16 protein-coding genes, 2 tRNA genes and 1 pseudogene are annotated in these 18296 nt (G+C 63.0%); 13 read left to right on the top strand and 6 right to left on the bottom strand.

Features of this window, described 5'->3' with window-relative positions; translation table 11 throughout:
* Nucleotides 1-98: 98 nt before the first annotated feature.
* Nucleotides 99-175 (bottom strand) — tRNA-Asp (locus HU719_RS03095).
* Nucleotides 176-188: 13 nt separating this feature from the next.
* A tRNA-Val gene (locus tag HU719_RS03090) sits at nucleotides 189-264 on the bottom strand.
* A gap of 203 nt (nucleotides 265-467) precedes the next feature.
* Here HU719_RS03090 and rdgC point away from each other — a divergent pair.
* From rdgC to sugE, 3 genes are all read left to right on the top strand, one after another.
* Nucleotides 468-1388: a recombination-associated protein RdgC gene (gene rdgC, locus HU719_RS03085; protein ID WP_186523480.1), complete on the top strand. Its 921-nt coding sequence runs from the start codon at nucleotides 468-470 to the stop codon at nucleotides 1386-1388.
* A gap of 345 nt (nucleotides 1389-1733) precedes the next feature.
* The gene (locus tag HU719_RS03080; RefSeq protein ID WP_186536323.1) at nucleotides 1734-2699 is read left to right on the top strand and encodes a bile acid:sodium symporter family protein; all 966 of its coding nucleotides are present in this window, start codon (nucleotides 1734-1736) and stop codon (nucleotides 2697-2699) included.
* A gap of 277 nt (nucleotides 2700-2976) precedes the next feature.
* Nucleotides 2977-3294, top strand: coding sequence for a quaternary ammonium compound efflux SMR transporter SugE (gene sugE / locus HU719_RS03075; RefSeq protein ID WP_186521163.1), 318 nt, complete (start codon nucleotides 2977-2979; stop codon nucleotides 3292-3294).
* A 19-nt stretch (nucleotides 3295-3313) separates the two neighbouring features.
* Here sugE and HU719_RS03070 read toward each other — a convergent pair whose 3' ends face one another.
* Entirely contained in the window at nucleotides 3314-5188 is a 1875-nt protein-coding gene (locus HU719_RS03070) for an MFS transporter (RefSeq protein WP_186536322.1), read from the bottom strand.
* A 246-nt stretch (nucleotides 5189-5434) separates the two neighbouring features.
* On the opposite strand from HU719_RS03070, the pseudogene HU719_RS23805 reads away from it, so the two are divergent.
* Together HU719_RS23805 and HU719_RS23800 are read left to right on the top strand one after the other, a co-directional pair.
* Nucleotides 5435-6499: pseudogene (locus tag HU719_RS23805) on the top strand (methyl-accepting chemotaxis protein); the annotation flags it as partial.
* The gene (locus HU719_RS23800; RefSeq protein WP_424804629.1) at nucleotides 6491-7354 is read left to right on the top strand and encodes a methyl-accepting chemotaxis protein; all 864 of its coding nucleotides are present in this window, start codon (nucleotides 6491-6493) and stop codon (nucleotides 7352-7354) included. The pseudogene HU719_RS23805 and the gene HU719_RS23800, both read left to right, overlap by 9 nt.
* A 48-nt stretch (nucleotides 7355-7402) precedes the next feature.
* Here HU719_RS23800 and HU719_RS03060 read toward each other — a convergent pair whose 3' ends face one another.
* On the bottom strand, nucleotides 7403-8566 hold the full coding sequence (locus HU719_RS03060) for a trans-sulfuration enzyme family protein (RefSeq protein ID WP_186521160.1): 1164 nt from the start codon (nucleotides 8564-8566) through the stop codon (nucleotides 7403-7405).
* 165 nt (nucleotides 8567-8731) lie between these two features.
* On the opposite strand from HU719_RS03060, the gene HU719_RS03055 reads away from it, so the two are divergent.
* The 4 genes from HU719_RS03055 to HU719_RS03040 all read left to right on the top strand — a co-directional run bounded on the left by HU719_RS03055 (nucleotide 8732) and on the right by HU719_RS03040 (nucleotide 12417).
* Complete coding sequence (locus HU719_RS03055) at nucleotides 8732-9190, top strand: Lrp/AsnC family transcriptional regulator (protein WP_186521159.1); 459 nt, start codon at nucleotides 8732-8734, stop codon at nucleotides 9188-9190.
* Between the two features lie 271 nt (nucleotides 9191-9461).
* A complete protein-coding gene (moaA, locus tag HU719_RS03050) occupies nucleotides 9462-10463 on the top strand; it encodes a GTP 3',8-cyclase MoaA (RefSeq protein ID WP_186536320.1) in 1002 nt (333 codons plus the stop codon).
* A gap of 3 nt (nucleotides 10464-10466) precedes the next feature.
* Entirely contained in the window at nucleotides 10467-11354 is an 888-nt protein-coding gene (locus tag HU719_RS03045; protein ID WP_186536319.1) for a bestrophin family protein, read from the top strand.
* A 175-nt stretch (nucleotides 11355-11529) separates the two neighbouring features.
* Nucleotides 11530-12417: a LysR family transcriptional regulator gene (locus HU719_RS03040; protein ID WP_186536317.1), complete on the top strand. Its 888-nt coding sequence runs from the start codon at nucleotides 11530-11532 to the stop codon at nucleotides 12415-12417.
* A 38-nt stretch (nucleotides 12418-12455) separates the two neighbouring features.
* Here HU719_RS03040 and xenA read toward each other — a convergent pair whose 3' ends face one another.
* The gene (xenA, locus tag HU719_RS03035) at nucleotides 12456-13547 is read right to left on the bottom strand and encodes a xenobiotic reductase XenA (protein WP_186521155.1); all 1092 of its coding nucleotides are present in this window, start codon (nucleotides 13545-13547) and stop codon (nucleotides 12456-12458) included.
* Nucleotides 13548-13631: 84 nt separating this feature from the next.
* On the opposite strand from xenA, the gene HU719_RS03030 reads away from it, so the two are divergent.
* Nucleotides 13632-13931, top strand: coding sequence for an ArsR/SmtB family transcription factor (locus HU719_RS03030; RefSeq protein ID WP_437179639.1), 300 nt, complete (start codon nucleotides 13632-13634; stop codon nucleotides 13929-13931).
* Between the two features lie 251 nt (nucleotides 13932-14182).
* Here HU719_RS03030 and mqo read toward each other — a convergent pair whose 3' ends face one another.
* Nucleotides 14183-15820: a malate dehydrogenase (quinone) gene (mqo, locus tag HU719_RS03025; protein WP_186536013.1), complete on the bottom strand. Its 1638-nt coding sequence runs from the start codon at nucleotides 15818-15820 to the stop codon at nucleotides 14183-14185.
* A 328-nt stretch (nucleotides 15821-16148) separates the two neighbouring features.
* Between mqo and HU719_RS03020 the strand changes: the two genes are divergently transcribed.
* From HU719_RS03020 to HU719_RS03010, 3 genes are all read left to right on the top strand, one after another.
* Nucleotides 16149-16526: a hypothetical protein gene (locus HU719_RS03020; RefSeq protein WP_186536015.1), complete on the top strand. Its 378-nt coding sequence runs from the start codon at nucleotides 16149-16151 to the stop codon at nucleotides 16524-16526.
* Between the two features lie 214 nt (nucleotides 16527-16740).
* Nucleotides 16741-17271 (top strand): sigma-70 family RNA polymerase sigma factor, encoded by a 531-nt coding sequence (locus HU719_RS03015; protein WP_186536017.1) that lies wholly within the window; start codon nucleotides 16741-16743, stop codon nucleotides 17269-17271.
* Between the two features lie 3 nt (nucleotides 17272-17274).
* Nucleotides 17275-18234: a FecR domain-containing protein gene (locus tag HU719_RS03010; RefSeq protein WP_186536018.1), complete on the top strand. Its 960-nt coding sequence runs from the start codon at nucleotides 17275-17277 to the stop codon at nucleotides 18232-18234.
* Nucleotides 18235-18296: the final 62 nt, after the last annotated feature.

The raw sequence follows: 18296 nt of genomic DNA, 5'->3' as shown, positions 1-18296 counted from the left end.
CAGGGGGCATTCTGACAAAAAGCCAGACACAAAAAAAGCGACCCTAGGGTCGCTTTGTCTGTTGCTTCAAGGTGTTCAGTGGGCCTTGAAGCATAATATGGCGCGGCGGACGGGACTCGAACCCGCGACCCCCGGCGTGACAGGCCGGTATTCTAACCGACTGAACTACCGCCGCGCTATACATCGAGTGGTGGGTGATGACGGGATCGAACCGCCGACCCTCTGCTTGTAAGGCAGATGCTCTCCCGGCTGAGCTAATCACCCTTCGTCTCGGTGTGGCGCGCATTCTACGGACGACACCCCACCCTGGCAAGCACTTTTTTGAAATTATTTTGAATATTTTTCAAAGACCTAGCGCCACCCCCTTTTCTTCCTTAATAGCAGCTACTGGCCCAATGACAGGGTTGGCCTGGAACCTCTGCTCGGAGAATAATGCCCGCCTTATGCATTAAGGAGAGATTCACCCCATGTGGTTCAAGAACCTGCTGACCTACCGCCTGACCCAGGATGTCCCGTTCGAGCCTGAAGCACTGGAAACCGCCCTGGCCAGCAAGCCGGCCCGCCCCTGCGCCAGCCAGGAACTGACCACCTACGGTTTCGTCGCCCCGTTCGGCAAAGGCGAAGACGCACCCCTGGTGCACGTCAGCGGCGAGTTCCTGCTGATTGCGGCGCGTAAAGAAGAGCGCATCCTGCCCAGCAGCGTGGTCAACGATGCGGTGAAGGAAAAGGTCGAGGAGATTGAGGCCGAGCAAATGCGCAAGGTCTATAAAAAGGAGCGCGACCAGATCAAGGACGAGATCATCCAGGCCTTCCTGCCGCGCGCGTTCATCCGCCGCTCGATGATCTTCGCTGCCATCGCCCCGCGCCAGGGCCTGATCCTGGTCAACTCGGCCAGCGCCAAGCGCGCCGAAGACCTGCTGTCGACCCTGCGTGAAGTCATGGGCTCGCTACCCGTGCGCCCGGTCACCGTCAAAGTTGCGCCTGTTGCGACCATGACCGACTGGGTCAAGGCCCAGGCCCCTGCCGCCGACTTCTTCGTGCTCGATGAATGCGAGCTGCGCGACACCGCCGAAGACGGCGGCATTGTGCGCTGCAAGCGTCAGGACCTGACCGGCGAAGAGATCCAACTGCACCTGAGCACCGGCAAGGTGGTCACGCAACTGGCCCTGGCCTGGCAGGACAAGCTGTCGTTCGTGCTGGACGACAAAACCGTGATCAAGCGCTTGAAGTTCGAGGAGCTGCTGCAAGAGCAGGCCGAGCAGGATGGCGGCGACGAAGCGGCGCAGCAGTTCGATGCCAGCTTCCTGCTGATGATGATGACCTTCAAGGAATTCCTCCCGGCGCTTTTCGAGGCACTGGGTGGCGAGGATATTCCGCAAGGGGTCTGATCACGCCACGATTACCAAGGCGGGTGCTTGGGAGATGCCATGGTTTTGTGCACGCTTGTGGCGGCCTCATCGCAGGCCGTGCTCAACCGCAACATGGCTGGTTGGACCCAATCCTGTGGGAAATGATAGAGAGTCGTAGCGAGCGGGCTTGTCCCGCGTTGGGCTGCGCAGCAGCCCTGAAAACCCCGGGGCTGCTGCGCAGCCCAACGCGGGACAAGCCCGCTCGCCACAAAGCAGATCGCCACAAGGAGATATGTCTGGCGGGAACAGGTTTGTACAAAACCATGGAAGCTCCCACCTCAGCTAACCACCTGATCCACTACAAAACCTGAAAGGACCTGCCCAATGCGTGCCCTCGCCGCCCTGAGCCGCTTCGTCGGCAACACTTTCGCCCTGTGGGTGCTGGTGTTCGCCGTACTGGCCTTCCTTATGCCGCAATGGTTCATTGGCCTGAAGGTGGCCATTGTGCCGCTGCTGGGGCTGGTGATGTTCGGCATGGGCCTGACCCTCAAGCTCGACGACTTCGCCGCCCTCGCCCGCCAGCCGTGGCGGGTGGCGCTGGGGGTGGTCGCGCATTTTGTGATCATGCCAGGCATGGCCTGGCTGTTGTGCCAGTTGTTCCACCTGCCGCCTGAAATTGCCGTGGGCGTGATTCTGGTCGGCTGCTGCCCAAGCGGCACGGCCTCCAACGTCATGGTGTGGCTGTCCAAGGGCGACCTGGCCCTGGCGGTGGCCATCGCTGCGGTGACCACGCTACTGGCGCCGCTGCTGACCCCCGCGCTGATCTGGTTCCTCGCCTCGGCCTGGCTGCCGGTTTCGTTCATGGACATGTTCTGGTCGATCCTGCAGTTGGTCATGCTGCCCATCGTGCTCGGCGTACTCGCCCAGCGTCTGTTGGGGGCGCGGGTGCAGGCGGCGGTGCAAGTGCTGCCGCTGGTGTCGGTGGTGAGTATCGTGATGATCGTCTGCGCCGTGGTGGCAGCCAGCCAGGCGAAGATTGCCGAGTCCGGTCTGCTGATCATGGCGGTGGTGATACTGCACAACAGTTTTGGCTACTTGCTCGGCTACCTCACCGGCAAGTTCTGCAAGCTGCCGCTGGCGCAGCGCAAGTCGCTGGCACTGGAGGTGGGCATGCAAAACTCGGGGTTGGGGGCAGCATTGGCGGCGGCGCACTTCTCGCCGCTGGCGGCAGTGCCTAGCGCGCTGTTCAGCGTGTGGCACAACATCTCCGGGGCGCTGCTTTCTACCTGGTTCCGGCGGATGCAGGAGCCTGGGGCGCAAGTGGAACAGGCGGCGCCAGCCAAGGATTGAGGGTTGCCGTTGCGGCCTCATCGCAGGCTAGCGCCAGCTCCCACAGAGACCGCGCACAATCGCAATAATGAGGCCTGCCCCAGATTTCTGTGGGAGCTGGCGCTAGCCTGCGATGAGGCCGGAACAGGTTTACACCAAACCCCAGAATGTCCCTCATGGCGCCGGCTTGCCTGGCAAGCCACTAATCGGCACCATGGCACGCACAGTGAGGACGGCCTCACGACGCATCGCGTGACATTCGGGGACGGCCCCATCTCACTCTCGATGGAGGCTTAGCATGTCCTGGATCATCCTGTTTTTCGCCGGCCTGTTCGAGGTTGGCTGGGCCGTTGGCCTGAAGTACACCGACGGCTTCACCCGCCCACTCCCAACTGTACTCACCCTCGCCGCCATGGCGGTAAGCCTCGGCCTGCTCGGCCTTGCCGTGAAGGAACTGCCGCTGGGCACCGCCTACGCGGTGTGGACCGGCGTCGGCGCGGTGGGCACAGTCATCGCCGGGATCATCCTGTTCGGTGAATCCATGGCACTGGTACGGCTGGTCAGCGTTGCGCTGATCATCTGCGGCTTGATCGGCCTGAAGGTCAGCGCCAGCTGACCTTCATTACCCTCCTCGCTTAACGCACCTCGCCACGCAGCAGGCTCACCTGCTCGCGCAGCGTGCCTGGCTTGGCCATCTCGGCAGGGATGGCCTCGCCGGCCACCAGCGTTACCCGCGACCACAGGCGCCTGAACACACCCTTGTTCGGGTCACGGCTGAAGAAACTGCCCCACAAACCCTGCAACGCCAGCGGAATCACCGGCACCGGCGTGTCCTTGAGGATGCGGTTGACGCCGGCCTTGAACACGTCGATTTCACCGTCCGAACTCAACTTGCCCTCAGGGAAGATACACACCAGCTCACCGTCGGCCAGATACTGGGCAATCCGCTCGAAGGCGCGCTCGTACACCTTCGCGTCTTCACTGTGCCCGGCGATGGGAATGGCGCCAGCGGTGCGGAAGATGAAGTTCAGCACCGGCAGGTTGTAGATCTTGTAGTAGGTGACAAAGCGAATCGGCCGGCGGATCGCCCCGCCAATCAACAATGCATCGACGAACGACACATGGTTGCACACCAGCAACGCCGCGCCTTCATCTGGAATGCGCTGCAATTCGCGGTGTTCCACCCGATACATCGAGTGGCTGAGCAGCCAGATGAGAAAGCGCATGGTGAATTCCGGCACGATGCGGAATATATACGCATTGACCGCGACGTTGAGCAGCGACACCACCAGGAACAGCTGCGGGATGCTGAGCTCGACCACACTCATCAACACGATGGTAAACAACGCCGAAACCACCATGAACAGCGCATTGAGAATGTTGTTGGCGGCAATGACCCGCGCCCGCTCATGCTCGGCGGTGCGCGCCTGGATCAGCGCATACAGCGGCACGATATAAAAGCCGCCGAACACACCAAGGCCGACGATGGACAGCATGATCCACCACGCCTGGCTCATGCCCAGCAAGGCCAGCCAGTCGTGCGCCACCTCGGTGGTCGGCACATCACCGGAATGCCACCACCAGAGCAACCCGAACAGGGTCAGGCCGAACGAGCCGAACGGCACCAGGCCGATTTCGACCTTGCGCCCGCTCAGGCGCTCGCACAGCAACGAGCCGACCGCGATCCCCACCGAGAACAGCGTCAACACCAGCGTTACAACGGTTTCGTCGCCATGCAGCCAGTCCTTGGCGTAAGCCGGGATCTGCGTGAGGTAAATGGCGCCGACGAACCAGAACCACGAGTTGCCGACAATCGAGCGCGACACCGCGGGGGTTTGCCCCAGGCCCAGGCGCAGGGTGGCCCAGGATTGGGTGAAGATGTTCCAGTCCAGCTTCATCTGTGGCGCCACCGCCGCCGCACGCGGGATCCAGCGGCTGGCCAGGTAGCCCAGCACCGCCGTGCCGACCACACCGCCCGCCACCACCATGGCGTAACTGGCCGAGGACATCATCACACCGGCGCCAATGGTGCCGGCCAGGATTGCTAGAAAGGTGCCCATCTCGACAAGGCCGTTGCCGCCCACCAGCTCTTCTTCACGCAGGGCCTGGGGCAGGATCGAATACTTGACCGGCCCGAACAGCGCAGAATGGGTGCCCATGGCGAACAGCGCCACCAGCATCAGCACCAAGTGGCCCGTCACAAAGCCTGCGCCGCCAATGGCCATGATGGCGATCTCGGCGAGCTTGATGACGCGGATCAAACGGTCCTTGGCGAACTTCTCGCCGAACTGCCCGGCCAGCGCCGAGAACAGGAAGAACGGCAGGATGAACAGCAAGGCGCACAGGTTGACCCAGATCGAGCGGTCGCCTTCCAGGCTCAGCTTGTAGAGGATCGCCAGGATCAGCGACTGCTTGAACAGGTTGTCATTGAAAGCGCCCAGCGACTGGGTAATGAAGAACGGCAAGAAGCGCCGCTTGCCGAGCAGGGTGAATTGCGAGGGGTGACTCATCGTCCGTGTACCTGGTTGGGCTTTGTCATTGGAGGCACGCGAAGTGCGCAAAGCCACAAATCTGCACGGGAACGCCTGCCCAAGGCAACAGCCAATGCACAACCCGGCAAAAGTGATATCACTGCGACATCACCTTTTTACAATCTTTCGTTCAGATTTCGCGTACTCTGCCGACCATTCATATAGATGATTTGACCCAAGGCACATGCAGTGTGCCCCGCGCACGGAAAAGGAGCTCAACAGCAAATGTTCAGGTGGTTCGGCGATCTGAAGATCGCGCACAAACTCGCGGTTGGTTTCGGCCTGGTGCTCACCCTTGCCCTGGCGCAGTCGCTGGTGAGCTGGGACGGGCTGTCGAACCTGGTGCGGCGCAGCCAGGTGGTCAGCGCGGTATCGGGGGTGAACAACGCCTTGGGCGACCTGCGCGAGGCACGTCTGCGCCATGCCATGAGCAGCGGCGGCGAAGCTGAGAGCAAGGCACTGCAAGCGGCCATGGATGCGTTCAAGACGCCGCTGACGCAACTGCGCGCCGTGGTCCGTGCCCCGGAAAACCGCGAAATCCAGAGCAAGGCCGAACAGCACCTGCAAGCCTACGCTGCCAATCAGGCACTGAGCTTTGCCGCCTACCAGCAGATGCGCGAGGCGCAAAAGCAGATGGGCACCCTGGCCAGCACCGCCTTTGCAAGCCTGGACCAGATCGCCGAGCAGGTACGCAACCTGCCCGATGCCGAGCAGCGCTATGTGCGCAGCGAAGCCGTGCACCAGCTGCGGGAAAACCTGATCCTGCTGCGTTACCAGGTGCGCGGCTACACCAGCAACACCAACGCCGACACTGAAAAGCTGGTGAACACCCAGTTGGCCACAACCCTCAGCGACCTACCGACCCTGGTTGCACGCTTCAACGGCAGCTATGCCACACAAGTCGAGCAGTTGCAGGCCCAGGTGCGCGCCTACGCCGCTGCGGTCGAGACCTTCCGGGGCCAGGCCAGCAAGCTGGTCGAATACCGCGCCGCGATGGGCGCCGATATCGAAGGTTTGAACACCCAGCTCGGCCAGTTGCTCGACAACCAGGCCGCCTCGGTAGAGCACGACAGCCACTTCGCCAAGACCCTGCAGATCGTCACCACGCTGCTGGCGCTGGTGCTCGGCATCATCGCCGCGCTGACCATCGCCCGGCAGATCAGCCAACCGCTGCAGCGGGTGCTCAAGGCCATGGAGCAAGTGGCCGATGGCAACCTCGGCGAGCAGCCGGCCAGCCCGCGTCGCGATGAGCTGGGCCTGTTGCAGAACAGCCTGCGCGCCATGACCGCAAACCTGCGCGAGCTGATCAGCGGTGTGCGCGACGGTATCGGGCAGATCGCCAGCGCTACCGAAGAGTTGTCGGCGATCACCACCCAGACCAGCGCCGGGGCCAACAACCAGAAGATCGAGACCGACCAGGTGGCCACCGCCATGCAAGAGATGGCCGCCACCGTGCAGGAAGTGGCGCGCAATGCCGGCGAGGCTTCGGTGGCAGCCAGTGCCACCGACCAGGAAGCCCGCGAAGGCGACAGCGTCGTCACCCGCGCCGTGGCGCAAATCGACCGCCTGGCCAACCAAGTCGGCTCGACCAACACCGCCATGGATGCGCTGCGTAGCGAAAGCCTGCGTATCGGCAAGGTGATGGATGTGATCAAGGCGGTGGCCGAGCAGACCAACCTGCTGGCGCTCAACGCCGCCATCGAGGCTGCGCGCGCCGGTGAAGCCGGGCGTGGCTTTGCCGTGGTGGCCGATGAGGTGCGCGGGCTGGCCCAACGCACCCAGGCCTCCACCGCCGAAATCGAGTCGGCGATCAGCAGCCTTGAGCAAGGCACGCGCTCGGTCAGTGACCTGATGGAGGAAAGCCAGAGCCTGACCAGCAGCAGCGTGGCGCTGGTGCGCGAAGCCGGCTTGGCGCTGGAAGGCATTACCCGCCGGGTGTCGGCCATCGAGCTGATGAACCAGCAGATCGCCGCCGCTTCCGAGCAGCAGAGCGCAGTGGCCGAGCAGATCAGCCGCAGCGTGGTGACCGTGCGGGATATTTCCGAACAAACCGCCGAAGCCAGCCAGCAGACCTCGGTGTCCAGCGTCGAGCTGGCACGCCTGGGCGGTGATTTGCAGCAGATGATCAGCCGCTTCCGCTTCTGACGCTGCCTGTACCGGGGCTGGCGCGCAGCCCCGGTGTTACCGCCTGTTCTAGGCCGAAGCCTTGAGTGCCGTGTCCAGGTCTTCGATCAGGTCGCGATAGTCCTCGATCCCCACCGACAGCCGCAGCAGGTTCTCGCTGATGCCCATCACGCCCTTCTGCTCGGGGCTTAGCGAGTTGTGCGACATGGTCCAGGAGTGGTTGATCATGCTCTCCACCCCGCCCAGCGAATCTGCCAGCACAAAGATCTGCAGGCTTTCTACCAGCCGGTTGACCGCCGCCCGGTCGCCCTTGATCCGCAGCGTCACCACCGCACCGCCGGTGCGCATCTGCCGTTCGCACAGCGCGTGTTGCGGGTGGCTGGGCAGGCCTGGGTAGTAAACCTGCTCCACCTGCGGGTGGCTTTCAAGGAACTGCGCCACGCGCAGGGCGTTGGCGCTCTGGCGCTCCATACGCACATCGAGGGTCTTCAGCCCGCGCAGCGCCAGGTAGCAATCGAACGGCCCCTGCACCGCGCCCACGGCCATGCTGATATGGCGCAGGCGCTTGTACAGCGCCTCGTTGGCCGCCACCACCAGGCCGCCGGTAAGGTCGGAATGGCCGCCGATGTACTTGCTCGCCGAGTGCATCACCAGGTCCACACCCAGGGTGATCGGCTGCTGGTTCCACGGCGAGCAGAAGGTGTTGTCGATGCAGGTGAGGATGCCGCGGGCGCGGGCCAGGTCGCACAACGGCTTGATATCGACCAGGTGCAGCAACGGGTTGGTCGGCGACTCGATCCAGATCAGTTGCGTGTTCGGGCGGATGGCGGCGGCCACTGCATCCAGGTCGTTGAGGTCGACGTAGGTGGTGGTCAGGCCCGAGGTGCGCGCGCGGTAGTCTTCGAGCAAGCGGAAGGTGCCGCCATAGACGCCGTTCATCACCACCACATGGGCGTCTTTGTCGAGCAGTTCGAGCACCGTGGCGGTGGCACCCACGCCGGATGCGCAGGCCACTGCACCGACGCCCTCTTCCAGGGCTGCGACGCAGGTTTCGTAGGCGTGGCGGGTGGGGTTGGCGACCCGGCTGTAGGCGTATTCGGGGTGATCGTCCAGGCCGCGCTTGATGAACGAGCTGGAGGTCACGATAGCCGGAAAGATGGCGTTGTCGGCAACGCTGGACTGCTCGCCGGCGTGGATGGTGCGGGTGGCGAAATTGCGCGGCTTGTCGGACATGCTCAGGCTCGTGGAGTGTCGGGGGAAAGGCGTCACTATCTCATATCCGCCCGGCGCTGGCGCCTGCGGGGAAGCTCTTCTCGGCGAAGGTGCGCAGCCATTCCATCGGTTGCGGCAACCGGTTAATCTCGGGGTGACTTTTCTCCTTTCGAGCCAAAAAGCGCCATGGACATTTTCGACCAGCACATCCTCACCTTGCTCCAGCGCGATGCGTCGATGTCGCTCAAAGACCTGGCCGAAGCCGTCAACCTGTCGACCACCCCGTGCTGGAAACGGGTCAAGCGCCTGGAAGAGGAAGGCTACATTCGCAGCCGCGTCGCCCTGCTCGACCCGGAACGCCTCGGGCTGGGGCTGACGGTGTTCGTGCAGCTCAAGACCCAGCGCCATGACAGCGCGTGGCTGGCGCAATTCGCGGCGACCGTGACAGCCTTCGAGGAGGTGATGGAGGTGTACCGCATGTCCGGCGACTGGGACTACATGCTGCGGGTGGTAGTGGGCGACATCAAGGCCTACGACGACTTCTACAAAAGGCTGATTACCAGCACCGATGGGCTGTCGAACATCACCTCCAGCTTTGCCATGGAACAGATGAAGTACACCACGGCGTTGCCGGTGAATCGCTGAGCGGGCTTGCATAGTTTTCGCGCCCGTTGAGTAGGAGCGGCCTTGTGTCGCGAAAGGGCTGCGCAGCGGCCCCAGGATCTCGACCTCATGCACAATTGCCGGGGCCGCTGCGCAGCCCTTCGCGGCACAAGGCCGCTCCTACAAATTGACAGCACGCTGGCCAGCAGCCGTGATAGAGGGCGTCGATGATGCGGTCAGGCAAAGCAATTTGACGGGGCTGGCCACTAGGGATAGCTTGGACCGCATAGTCCAATGCCCTTCGAGCGCCAATGTGGAACAGCTTCCCGCCCTGATCGACGGTTTCAATCGCAAAGTCGACTACCTGCGGATGTCGGTGACCGACCGCTGTGATTTCCGTTGCGTCTACTGCATGGCCGAAGACATGCAATTTTTGCCGCGCCAGCAAATCCTCAGCCTCGAAGAGCTTTACCAGGTGGCCGAACGCTTCGTCGCCCTGGGTACCCGCAAAATCCGCCTGACCGGTGGCGAGCCCTTGGTGCGCCAAGGCATCGTCGAGCTGTGCGGGCGCATCGCCGCCCTGCCCGGCCTGCGTGAACTGTGCCTGACCAGCAATGGCTCGCAGCTCAGCCGCCTGGCGCAGCCGTTGTTCGATGCCGGGGTCACCCGCCTGAACATCAGCCTCGACAGCCTCGACCCCGAGCGCTTCCGCGCCCTGACCCGCACCGGCGACCTGGCCCAGGTGATCGCCGGTATCGACGCCGCGCGCGCTGCAGGCTTTCGCCGCACCAAACTCAACGCTGTGGTGCTCAAAGGCCGCAACGATGATGAAATCGTCGACCTGGTGCGCTTTGCCATCGAGCGCGAACTGGACATCACCTTTATCGAAGAAATGCCCCTTGGCGTCATCAGCGAGCACCAGCGCGACGAGTCGTATTGCTCAAGCGATGAGGTGCGCGCGCGCCTGGCCGAGCATTTCAGCCTGATCGAGTCGGCCGAATCCTCCCAGGGCCCGGCGCGCTACTGGCGTCTGGCCGAAGCACCGACCACCCGGGTTGGCTTCATCTCGCCGCACAGCCACAATTTTTGCGCCACCTGCAACCGCGTGCGCCTGACCGTCGAGGGCCGCTTGTTGCTGTGCCTGGGCAACGAGCATTCGGCAGACCTCAAGCAGGTGCTGCGCGAACACCCCGACGACCCGGCACGGCTCGAAAGCGCCATCCGCGATGCAATGCACTTGAAGCCCTACCGGCACCACTTCGAGGTCGGCGGCGAGGTGCAGATTCTGCGCTTCATGAACATGACCGGCGGCTGAGCCGTGATCGTCACGCCCCACACCGACATGCTGCGTGTGCTGTTCACCCTCAAAGGGTCGATCATCAAGCGCATCGCCCTGCGCTGCCTCGGGGTGACCTTGCTGGCAGCGCTGATCGTGCTGGTCGAGCGGCACTACCCCGCGCTGTTCTACCCGGTCAGCGCCACCCCGTTCACCCTGCTCGGCCTGTCGCTGTCGATTTTCATGAGCTTTCGCAACAACGCCTGCTACGACCGCTGGTGGGAAGGCCGCAAGGCCTGGGGCCAGATGATCGTCGAGGTGCGTTCGTTCACCCGCCAGAGCGTGGTGATTGCCGACGAACAGCTGCGCGGGCAACTGCTGCGCAGCCTGTGCGGCTTTGCCCACGCGCTGAACGCCAAACTGCGCAACGAAGACGAACTGCAGGCCGCCAAACCATGGCTGGACGATGCGCAATGCATCAGCGTGCACAATGTCTGCGACAGCATTCTGCGCGAGGTCGGCCGGCAGTGCGCGCAACTGCCCATCGGCGACCTGCGCTACACCCAGCTGGAGCAGCGCCTGAGCGGGCTGGCCCAGGTGCAGGCCACGTGCGAGCGGATCAAAGGCACGCCGCTGCCGTTCCCCTATACCCTGCTGCTGCACCGCACCATTTATATCTTCTGCCTGCTGCTACCATTTGCCCTGGCCGAGCCTCTTGGGTGGTTGGCGCCCTTGTTTACCACCTTGGTGAGCTACACCTTCTTTGGCCTGGATGCGATTGGCAACGAGCTGGAAGACCCGTTCGGGCGCGATGAAAACGACCTGCCGACCGATGCCATGGTGCGCACCATCGAACGTGACGTGCTGGCCGCGCTGGGGCACGAGCCGCTGCCGCCGGTGTGGGTGGCGGTGGAGCATGTGTTGAGTTGAACAGCGCCGTGCGGCAAACCTGACGATCACCGCAATGCCCCTGCGGCGATACGGCCAACGCCAGGGCGCCGGCTGCTCCATCCCATAGATATCCCGAACCAGCTGATCAATGCGCTCTATCGCGCCGGCCTGGAGTTGGTTAAGGTCAACCTACCCAGCACTTCCAGGCCGCACCATGGATATCAAGCAACTCAAGTTCCTTATCGCCCTCGACCAGACCCGCCACTTCGGCCAGGCGGCGGCGCTGTGCCACATCACCCAGCCGACACTGTCGATGCGCCTGCGTAACCTTGAGGAAGAACTGGACCTGGTGCTGGTCCAGCGCGGCCAGCGCTTCGAGGGTTTTACCGAAGCGGGAGAGCGCATTCTGGCCTGGGCGCGCACCCTGCTCGCCGCCCACGATGGGCTGCAGGCCGAGGCGGCCAGTTGCAGGGGCCAGGTGGTCGGCAGCCTGCGCCTGGGCACGGTGCCGCTGGCCAGTTTCAACCCCATGCAACTGCTGCTGCCGCTGCGCGAGAAATACCCGGGTTTGCAGTTTCAGCTCAGCTCCCACAGTACCGAGCAGATCATGGATGCGCTCAGCCGCAACCAGCTTGACCTAGGCATCTGCTACCTCGACCAGGTCAACGCCAGCTTCTTCGAGGTAATTGAACTGGGCACCACCACCATGGGCCTGCTGCACGATACCCGGCACTTTGCCTTCGACACTGAAAGCCTCAACTGGGACCAGCTCGGCGACTTGCCGTTGGGCCTGCTGAGCAAGGGCATGCACTACCGCCAGTCGCTGGACCTGAGTTTCCGCAGCCGCAGCCTTGCGCCCAACGCGGTGCTGGAAAGCGACTCGACCTTCCAACTGATCCAGGCCATCAATACCGGCGTGTGCTGCGCGATCATGCCGCTCAATTGCGGGCTCGAAGACTTGAGCGAGCACATGCGCATGCTGCCCATCCTCGATGCCACCATCCACAGCCCGGTGGGGCTGGTGCTGCGCCGCAGCGAGCCACGCTCGGCGCTGGCCGAGCAGTGCTTCGATGAGGCGCGGGCGCTGTTTGCGGGGGTATGAGCTCAAGCGCGCGCGATCAACTGCGGCCCCTGCCAGCCTCAGCGATAACGCTCAAGCCAATGCGCATACGGCGCCGGCAGCGTCCAGGAAGCTTTGTCGACACCCAGTTCCTTGGCGGCAACGTATGGCCAGTGCGGGTCGGCCAGGTGCGCGCGGCCTACCGACACCAGGTCTAGCTGGTTGGCCTGCAACGCGCCTTCAGCCAGTTGCGGCGTACCGAAGCCCCAGGCCGAGGTCACCGGCAGGCTTGCTTCACGGCGCACCCGTTCGGCAATCGGCCCCATGAACGCCGGGCCCCAAGGGATGTTGGTTTCAGGAATGGTAAAGCCGACGCTGACGCTGAGCAGGTCCAGGCCACCGGCCTTGAAGCGGCGCGCCAGGTCGATGGACTCTTGCAGGGTCTGCTCATCGCGCCCGTCATACTCCAGCACCCCAAACCGCGCAGTCAGCGGCAGATGCTCAGGCCAGACCTCACGCACCGCGGCGAGGGTTTCGAGCAGGAAGCGAATGCGGTTTTCGAAGCTGCCGCCGTAGGCGTCGGTGCGCTGGTTGGAGTGCTCGGAGAAGAAGCTCTGGCCCAGGTAGCCGTGGGCAAAGTGCAGCTCGATCCACTGGAAGCCGGCATCACGGGCGCGGCGCGCGCCGTCGACGAAGTCCTGCTTGACCCGGGCGATGTCATCCAGGGTCATTGCCCGTGGCACTTTCGGCAGGTTGGCACCAAAGGCAATTGCCGACGGTGCGATGGTTTCCCAACCGCGAGGGTCATCGGCGCCAATGTGGTCGTCACCTTCCCAAGGGCGGTTGGCGCTGGCCTTGCGCCCGGCGTGGGCGATCTGGATACCCGGCACCGAGCCGGCTGCCTTGATTGCCTGCACCACCGGCACGAAAGCCTGGGCGTGGGCGTCGCTCCAGATACCGGCGCAACCGGGGGTAATACGGCCTTCCGGTGCCACGGCCGTCGCCTCGACCACCACAAGACCAGCGCCACCACGGGCCAGGCCGGCCAGGTGCACATGGTGCCAGTCGTTGATCAGGCCATCTTCGGCCATGTACTGACACATCGGCGGGATCGCAATGCGGTTGCGCAGGGTCACATCTTTGAGGGTGTAGGGCTGGAACAATGCAGACATGGGAACTCCAGGGATGGGTTGAATACGATTGTTCGATCATATTCGAACTATGGCAATTTGGTAAACCCCGTTATCATGTGCGGCATGCGAGCCTATACCCACCCCTCCCCCGAACACCTCTCCCTGGAGCGCCTGCTCTACGCCTTGAGCGACCCCGTACGCCTGGACATCGTCCGACGCCTGGCAGGCGTTGCCGAAGCCAGCTGCGGCGAGCTGGACGGCGGCCGGCCGAAATCGAGCATGTCCCACCACTTCCGCGTGCTGCGTGAGGCGGGGCTGGTGTACACCCGCAACGTCGGCACCACGCACATGAACTCGCTGCGTAGCGATATTCTCGATGTGCGTTTTCCCGGTTTGCTTGAGTGTGTGTTGCGCCAGCACTGACGCTGCGCAGTCGTGTCTGGGCGCGATCACTGTTGGTGTAGGAGCGGCCTTGTGTCGCGAAGGGGCGCGCAGCGGCCCCAAAATCGCGGCCATACGCAAGATTGCCGGGGCCGCTGCGCGCCCCTTCGCGACACAAGGCCGCTCCTACACAAGCAAAAGCGAACCGGGAATCGCCCACAAAAAAGCCACGAGGCCGCCGCAGGCAGCACTCGTGGCTGGTGTTGCCGGGCGAACCCGGCAAGCGGTCTGGCTTACAGCGCCATGTCGTTGGCAGGCTTGCTTTCGACAGGTGCGCTTGGCGCAACGCTGGTGCCGACGCTCTGGTCGATGACCGGCGGTTTCTCCAGCTGCAGCACTTCAGCGGTGTAGTTCCACTCTTTCTGCGTAGCGGCTGCCGAATCATTGAGCTTGGTGCCATAGCTCGGCACGATCTCTTTGATCTTGGCTTGCCACTCTGGGGTAGCAACCTTTTCCTTGAACACAGTCTCAAGCACGTTGAGCATGATCGGGGCTGCGGTCGAGGCGCCTGGCGAGGCACCCAGCAGGCCAGCAATGGTACGGTCCTGGGACGCAACCACTTCGGTGCCCAGTTTCAGCACGCCGCCCTTCTCTTCGTCACGCTTGATGATCTGCACGCGCTGACCGGCCTGCCACAGGCGCCAGTCTTCTTTCTTGGCGTTCGGGAAGTAGGTGCGCAGGGCTTCGAAGCGGTCGTCATCCGACAGCATCAGCTGGCCAGCGAGGTATTCCACCAGCGGGTACTGCTCGACGCCGACCTTGGTCATAGGCCATACGTTGTGCATCGTGGTGCTGCTCAGCAGGTCCAGGTACGAGCCGTTCTTCAGGAACTTGGTCGAGAAGGTGGCGAATGGGCCAAACAGAATCACGCGCTTGCCGTCCAGCACGCGGGTGTCCAGGTGCGGTACCGACATGGGTGGCGCGCCAGTGGAGGCAATGCCGTAGGCCTTGGCCATGTGCTGCATGGCAACAGTCGGGTTCTCGGTCACCAGGAACGAGCCGCCAACCGGGAAGCCTGCGTATTCCTTGGCTTCAGGGATACCGGATTTTTGCAGCAGTTTCAGCGCGCCGCCGCCGGCACCGATGAACAGGAACTTGGCGTCGGTGGCAGACTCGGTGCCATCTTTCAGGTTCTTGTACTCGACGTGCCAGGAGCCGTCTTCGTTGCGGGTGATGTCCTGCACTTCGCTGGACAGCTTCAGGTCGAAGTTCTTCTGGGTCTTCAGGTGGCCGACGAACTGGCGGGTGATCTCACCGAAGTTGACGTCGGTGCCGATTGGCGTCCAGGTCACAGCCAGCTTCTGGTTCGGGTCGCGGCCTTCCATCATCAACGGGACCCACTTGGCGATCTGCGCGTGGTCCTCGGAGAACTGCATCGGGCGGAACAGCGGGCTGGCTTGCAGCGCGTCGTAACGCTTCTTCAGGAAGCTGATGTTGTCATCGCCCCAGACGAAGCTCATGTGCGGGGTGGTATTGATGAACGAGTGCGGGTTCTTCAGCACGCCCTGGCGAACCTGCCAGGCCCAGAACTGGCGCGAAATCTGGAACGACTCGTTGATCTCGATGGCCTTGGAGATGTTGACGTTGCCGTCTTTGTCCATCGGGGTGTAGTTCAGCTCGGCCAGCGCGGAGTGGCCGGTACCTGCGTTGTTCCAGCCGTTGGAGCTTTCTTCGGCGACGCCGTCGAGGCGCTCGACCATCTCCATCGACCAGCTTGGCTCCAGCTCATGCAGCCAGACAGCCAGGGTGGAACTCATGATGCCGCCACCGACCAGCAGCACGTCTACTTTTTTGGTCTCTTCGGCGTGGGCGTGCATGAAGCTCGCCGCAACAGCCATGCCCAGCAAGGTTTTGCCAGCTTTCTTGAACATTGATCGTATCCAGTGTGTAGAACGGAGGATGGGCCTGTGGCTAGCCCGGTATTTCCATGTTCTTCAGCGCAGGCTTGTTGTGGTCATTGTTCGGCAGCCAGAGAACCAGAAAACGCCACAGCCTTTTGTCGAATTGACTGATGGCTGAAACGTTTCGCGGCGGATTGTAACCGAATTGCCAGCACAAACAAATTCCGCCCCGACAGGCAACGCGGCAGGTTGTCTCAGGAGCGAGCCAACAGACCGGGAAGGAGGTGGTAGATAACTACCGACGGCCATTGCCGCAGCCACTTTATGCTCAAACTCCCTGACCAAAGGAGTTACCAATATGCCTATGCACGACATGGAAATGGTGATCAGCTGCGCTGACCCATCGGCACTACCGCCTGGCAACACCCTTGAAATCAAACTGGCCCACAAGCTCCTCGGTGTCGTTCACCGCGAGTACAGGAACCTGGATGATCTGAAAAATAGCGGCCAACCACTGGTTGTGATGCTTTCAGCGGATATACCGGAGCCCAATCAGAATAACGGCAAGCCTAATGGCTGGCTGGTCGCTTGGGTAGGTATCGCAGGGTTCAACGAGTGGTTCGTCATGGCACAGCATTATGACGACGAACCCCCCAGCCGGTGGGAGCTGGAGCTGCAACCCAACAACTACTGGGGCAAGAATTTCATTGATCATTTTGTTCACCCACAAGGCTGAAGCTGCGGGCGCAGTTCAGCACGCACCGTGGACTGCACCCACTGTTCTTCAGCAAGAACGCGAGGTGTTGCGAATCGCCTTTTAATAGCAGCACGTTCTGGCCACCCGGCAACCACGACAGTTTGTCGGTGCCGATTGCAGTATTCATCCGCCAGCACTACCATTGCGAGCATTTCTCATTCGCAAAAAGTCAGCGCTTGCGCCGGATGCCGCCGTGGTTTCGACACCTGAAGTGAATGCCTCGATCCAGACCTTGTATTGCAGCCATTCGCGCTGGCTGCTGGGTTTTCTGTACCGACGCCTGGGCTGCCGCTGCGAAGCGGCTGACCTGGTGCAGGACACTTTCGTGCGCATTATCCAGCGCCCGCGCAGCTTCGACGGCGCCAATGGCGAGCGCTCCTACCTGGCAACCATCGCCCGCGGCCTGTGCATCGACACCTGGCGGCGCCAGCGCCTTGAGCGCGCCTGGCTGGAACAACTGGCGCTGCAGCCCGAAGCCGTACAGCCCTCCCCCGAACAGCACGCGATCATCGTCGAAACCCTGCACGAGATCGACGCCATGCTGTTGCGCCTGCCGAGCAAGGTGCGCCAGGCGTTTCTACTGGCCCAGCTCGATGGCATGGCCTACCGCGACATCGCGGCGCACATTGGCGTGAGCGAACGCATGATCAAAAAGTACCTGGCCCAGGCGTTGCTGCATTGCGCCATCCTCGAAGCCGAACTCGACGGCGTGCTGGTGGAATAACCCATGAGCCTGCCCGCCCCCAAACTCAGCCACCAAAGCCTGCAGCAGGCCGCGCACTGGTACGTGCAACTGCAGGAAGAACCGGTGCCTGCGCACCTGCAGCAGCAATGGCAGCTCTGGCTTGACCAGCACGGCGACCACCAGGCGGCCTGGCATTACGTGCAACGGGTGGGCCAGCGTTTCGCCCCACTGCTCGAAGATGGCGGCGCCGCTGGCCGCGTGCTGCACCAGCCGCAGCGTTTCAGCCGACGTGCCGGGCTGAAGACCTTGCTGGTGCTCGGCGCCAGCTCGATGCTCGGCTGGCAAGCCTGGCGCGGCGCGCCCTTGACCGGGTGGACGGCAGACCTTTCGACCGGCATCGGCGAAAGCCGGCACACTCGCCTGGCTGATGGCAGCCAATTGTGGCTGGGCGCGCAAAGCGCCATCGACCTGGACTTCACCGCACAGGCACGGGTACTGCACCTGCGCTTCGGCGAAATGCTGGTGGACACCGCCCATGACCCCCGCCGCCCCTTCTTCGTCGACACCGCCCAAGGGCGTATGCAGGCCCTGGGTACGCGCTTCGCGGTGTGCCAGCAGGGCGATCTTACGCGGCTGAACGTGTACGCCGGCGCAGTCGAAGTGTGCACGGCCCTTGGCGGCGAGCGGCGCATCGTGCAGGCCGGCCAGCGGGTCGAGTTCAACGCCCAGGCCATCGCTGCCAGCGGGCCTGCGCAAAGTGCCGGGCAATCGTGGGTCGACCATCGCCTGAACGCCGAGGACATGCCCCTGGCGCAACTGCTGCACACTCTGGGCCGTTACCGCCACGGGCATCTGGGCTGGCACCCGTCGGTGGCGCAGCTGTCGGTGATGGGCGCGTTCCCGCTGGATGACACCGACCGCGCATTGGCGCTGCTACAGGCGGCATTGCCGGTGCGGGTACAACGGCTGACGCCATGGTGGGTGAGTGTGGAGCCGGCTTGAAGTGGGCGGCCAGGTAAGGATTACCGGGGTGCAAAAATAAAGTTGCACGCGCAGTTCCCTTT

The organism is Pseudomonas farsensis (genome assembly GCF_014268805.2).
In the GTDB taxonomy this organism is placed as follows: domain Bacteria; phylum Pseudomonadota; class Gammaproteobacteria; order Pseudomonadales; family Pseudomonadaceae; genus Aquipseudomonas; species Aquipseudomonas farsensis.
Note: the sequence above shows the minus strand (reverse complement) of the source record. Positions and strands in the feature narration are given on the sequence as shown.

What these genes read in the sequence shown, in the direction of transcription:
- HU719_RS03055 (WP_186521159.1), top strand. Translation starts at nt 8,732, where the DNA reads ATGGACATTTTCGACCAGCACATCCTCACCTTGCTCCAGCGCGATGCG.
- mqo (WP_186536013.1), bottom strand. Translation starts at nt 15,820, where the DNA reads ATGTTCAAGAAAGCTGGCAAAACCTTGCTGGGCATGGCTGTTGCGGCG.
- sugE (WP_186521163.1), top strand. Translation starts at nt 2,977, where the DNA reads ATGTCCTGGATCATCCTGTTTTTCGCCGGCCTGTTCGAGGTTGGCTGG.
- HU719_RS03070 (WP_186536322.1), bottom strand. Translation starts at nt 5,188, where the DNA reads ATGAGTCACCCCTCGCAATTCACCCTGCTCGGCAAGCGGCGCTTCTTG.
- HU719_RS03080 (WP_186536323.1), top strand. Translation starts at nt 1,734, where the DNA reads ATGCGTGCCCTCGCCGCCCTGAGCCGCTTCGTCGGCAACACTTTCGCC.
- HU719_RS03010 (WP_186536018.1), top strand. Translation starts at nt 17,275, where the DNA reads ATGAGCCTGCCCGCCCCCAAACTCAGCCACCAAAGCCTGCAGCAGGCC.
- rdgC (WP_186523480.1), top strand. Translation starts at nt 468, where the DNA reads ATGTGGTTCAAGAACCTGCTGACCTACCGCCTGACCCAGGATGTCCCG.
- HU719_RS23800 (WP_424804629.1), top strand. Translation starts at nt 6,491, where the DNA reads ATGACCGCAAACCTGCGCGAGCTGATCAGCGGTGTGCGCGACGGTATC.
- HU719_RS03040 (WP_186536317.1), top strand. Translation starts at nt 11,530, where the DNA reads ATGGATATCAAGCAACTCAAGTTCCTTATCGCCCTCGACCAGACCCGC.
- HU719_RS03020 (WP_186536015.1), top strand. Translation starts at nt 16,149, where the DNA reads ATGCCTATGCACGACATGGAAATGGTGATCAGCTGCGCTGACCCATCG.
- HU719_RS03060 (WP_186521160.1), bottom strand. Translation starts at nt 8,566, where the DNA reads ATGTCCGACAAGCCGCGCAATTTCGCCACCCGCACCATCCACGCCGGC.
- xenA (WP_186521155.1), bottom strand. Translation starts at nt 13,547, where the DNA reads ATGTCTGCATTGTTCCAGCCCTACACCCTCAAAGATGTGACCCTGCGC.
- HU719_RS03030 (WP_437179639.1), top strand. Translation starts at nt 13,632, where the DNA reads ATGCGAGCCTATACCCACCCCTCCCCCGAACACCTCTCCCTGGAGCGC.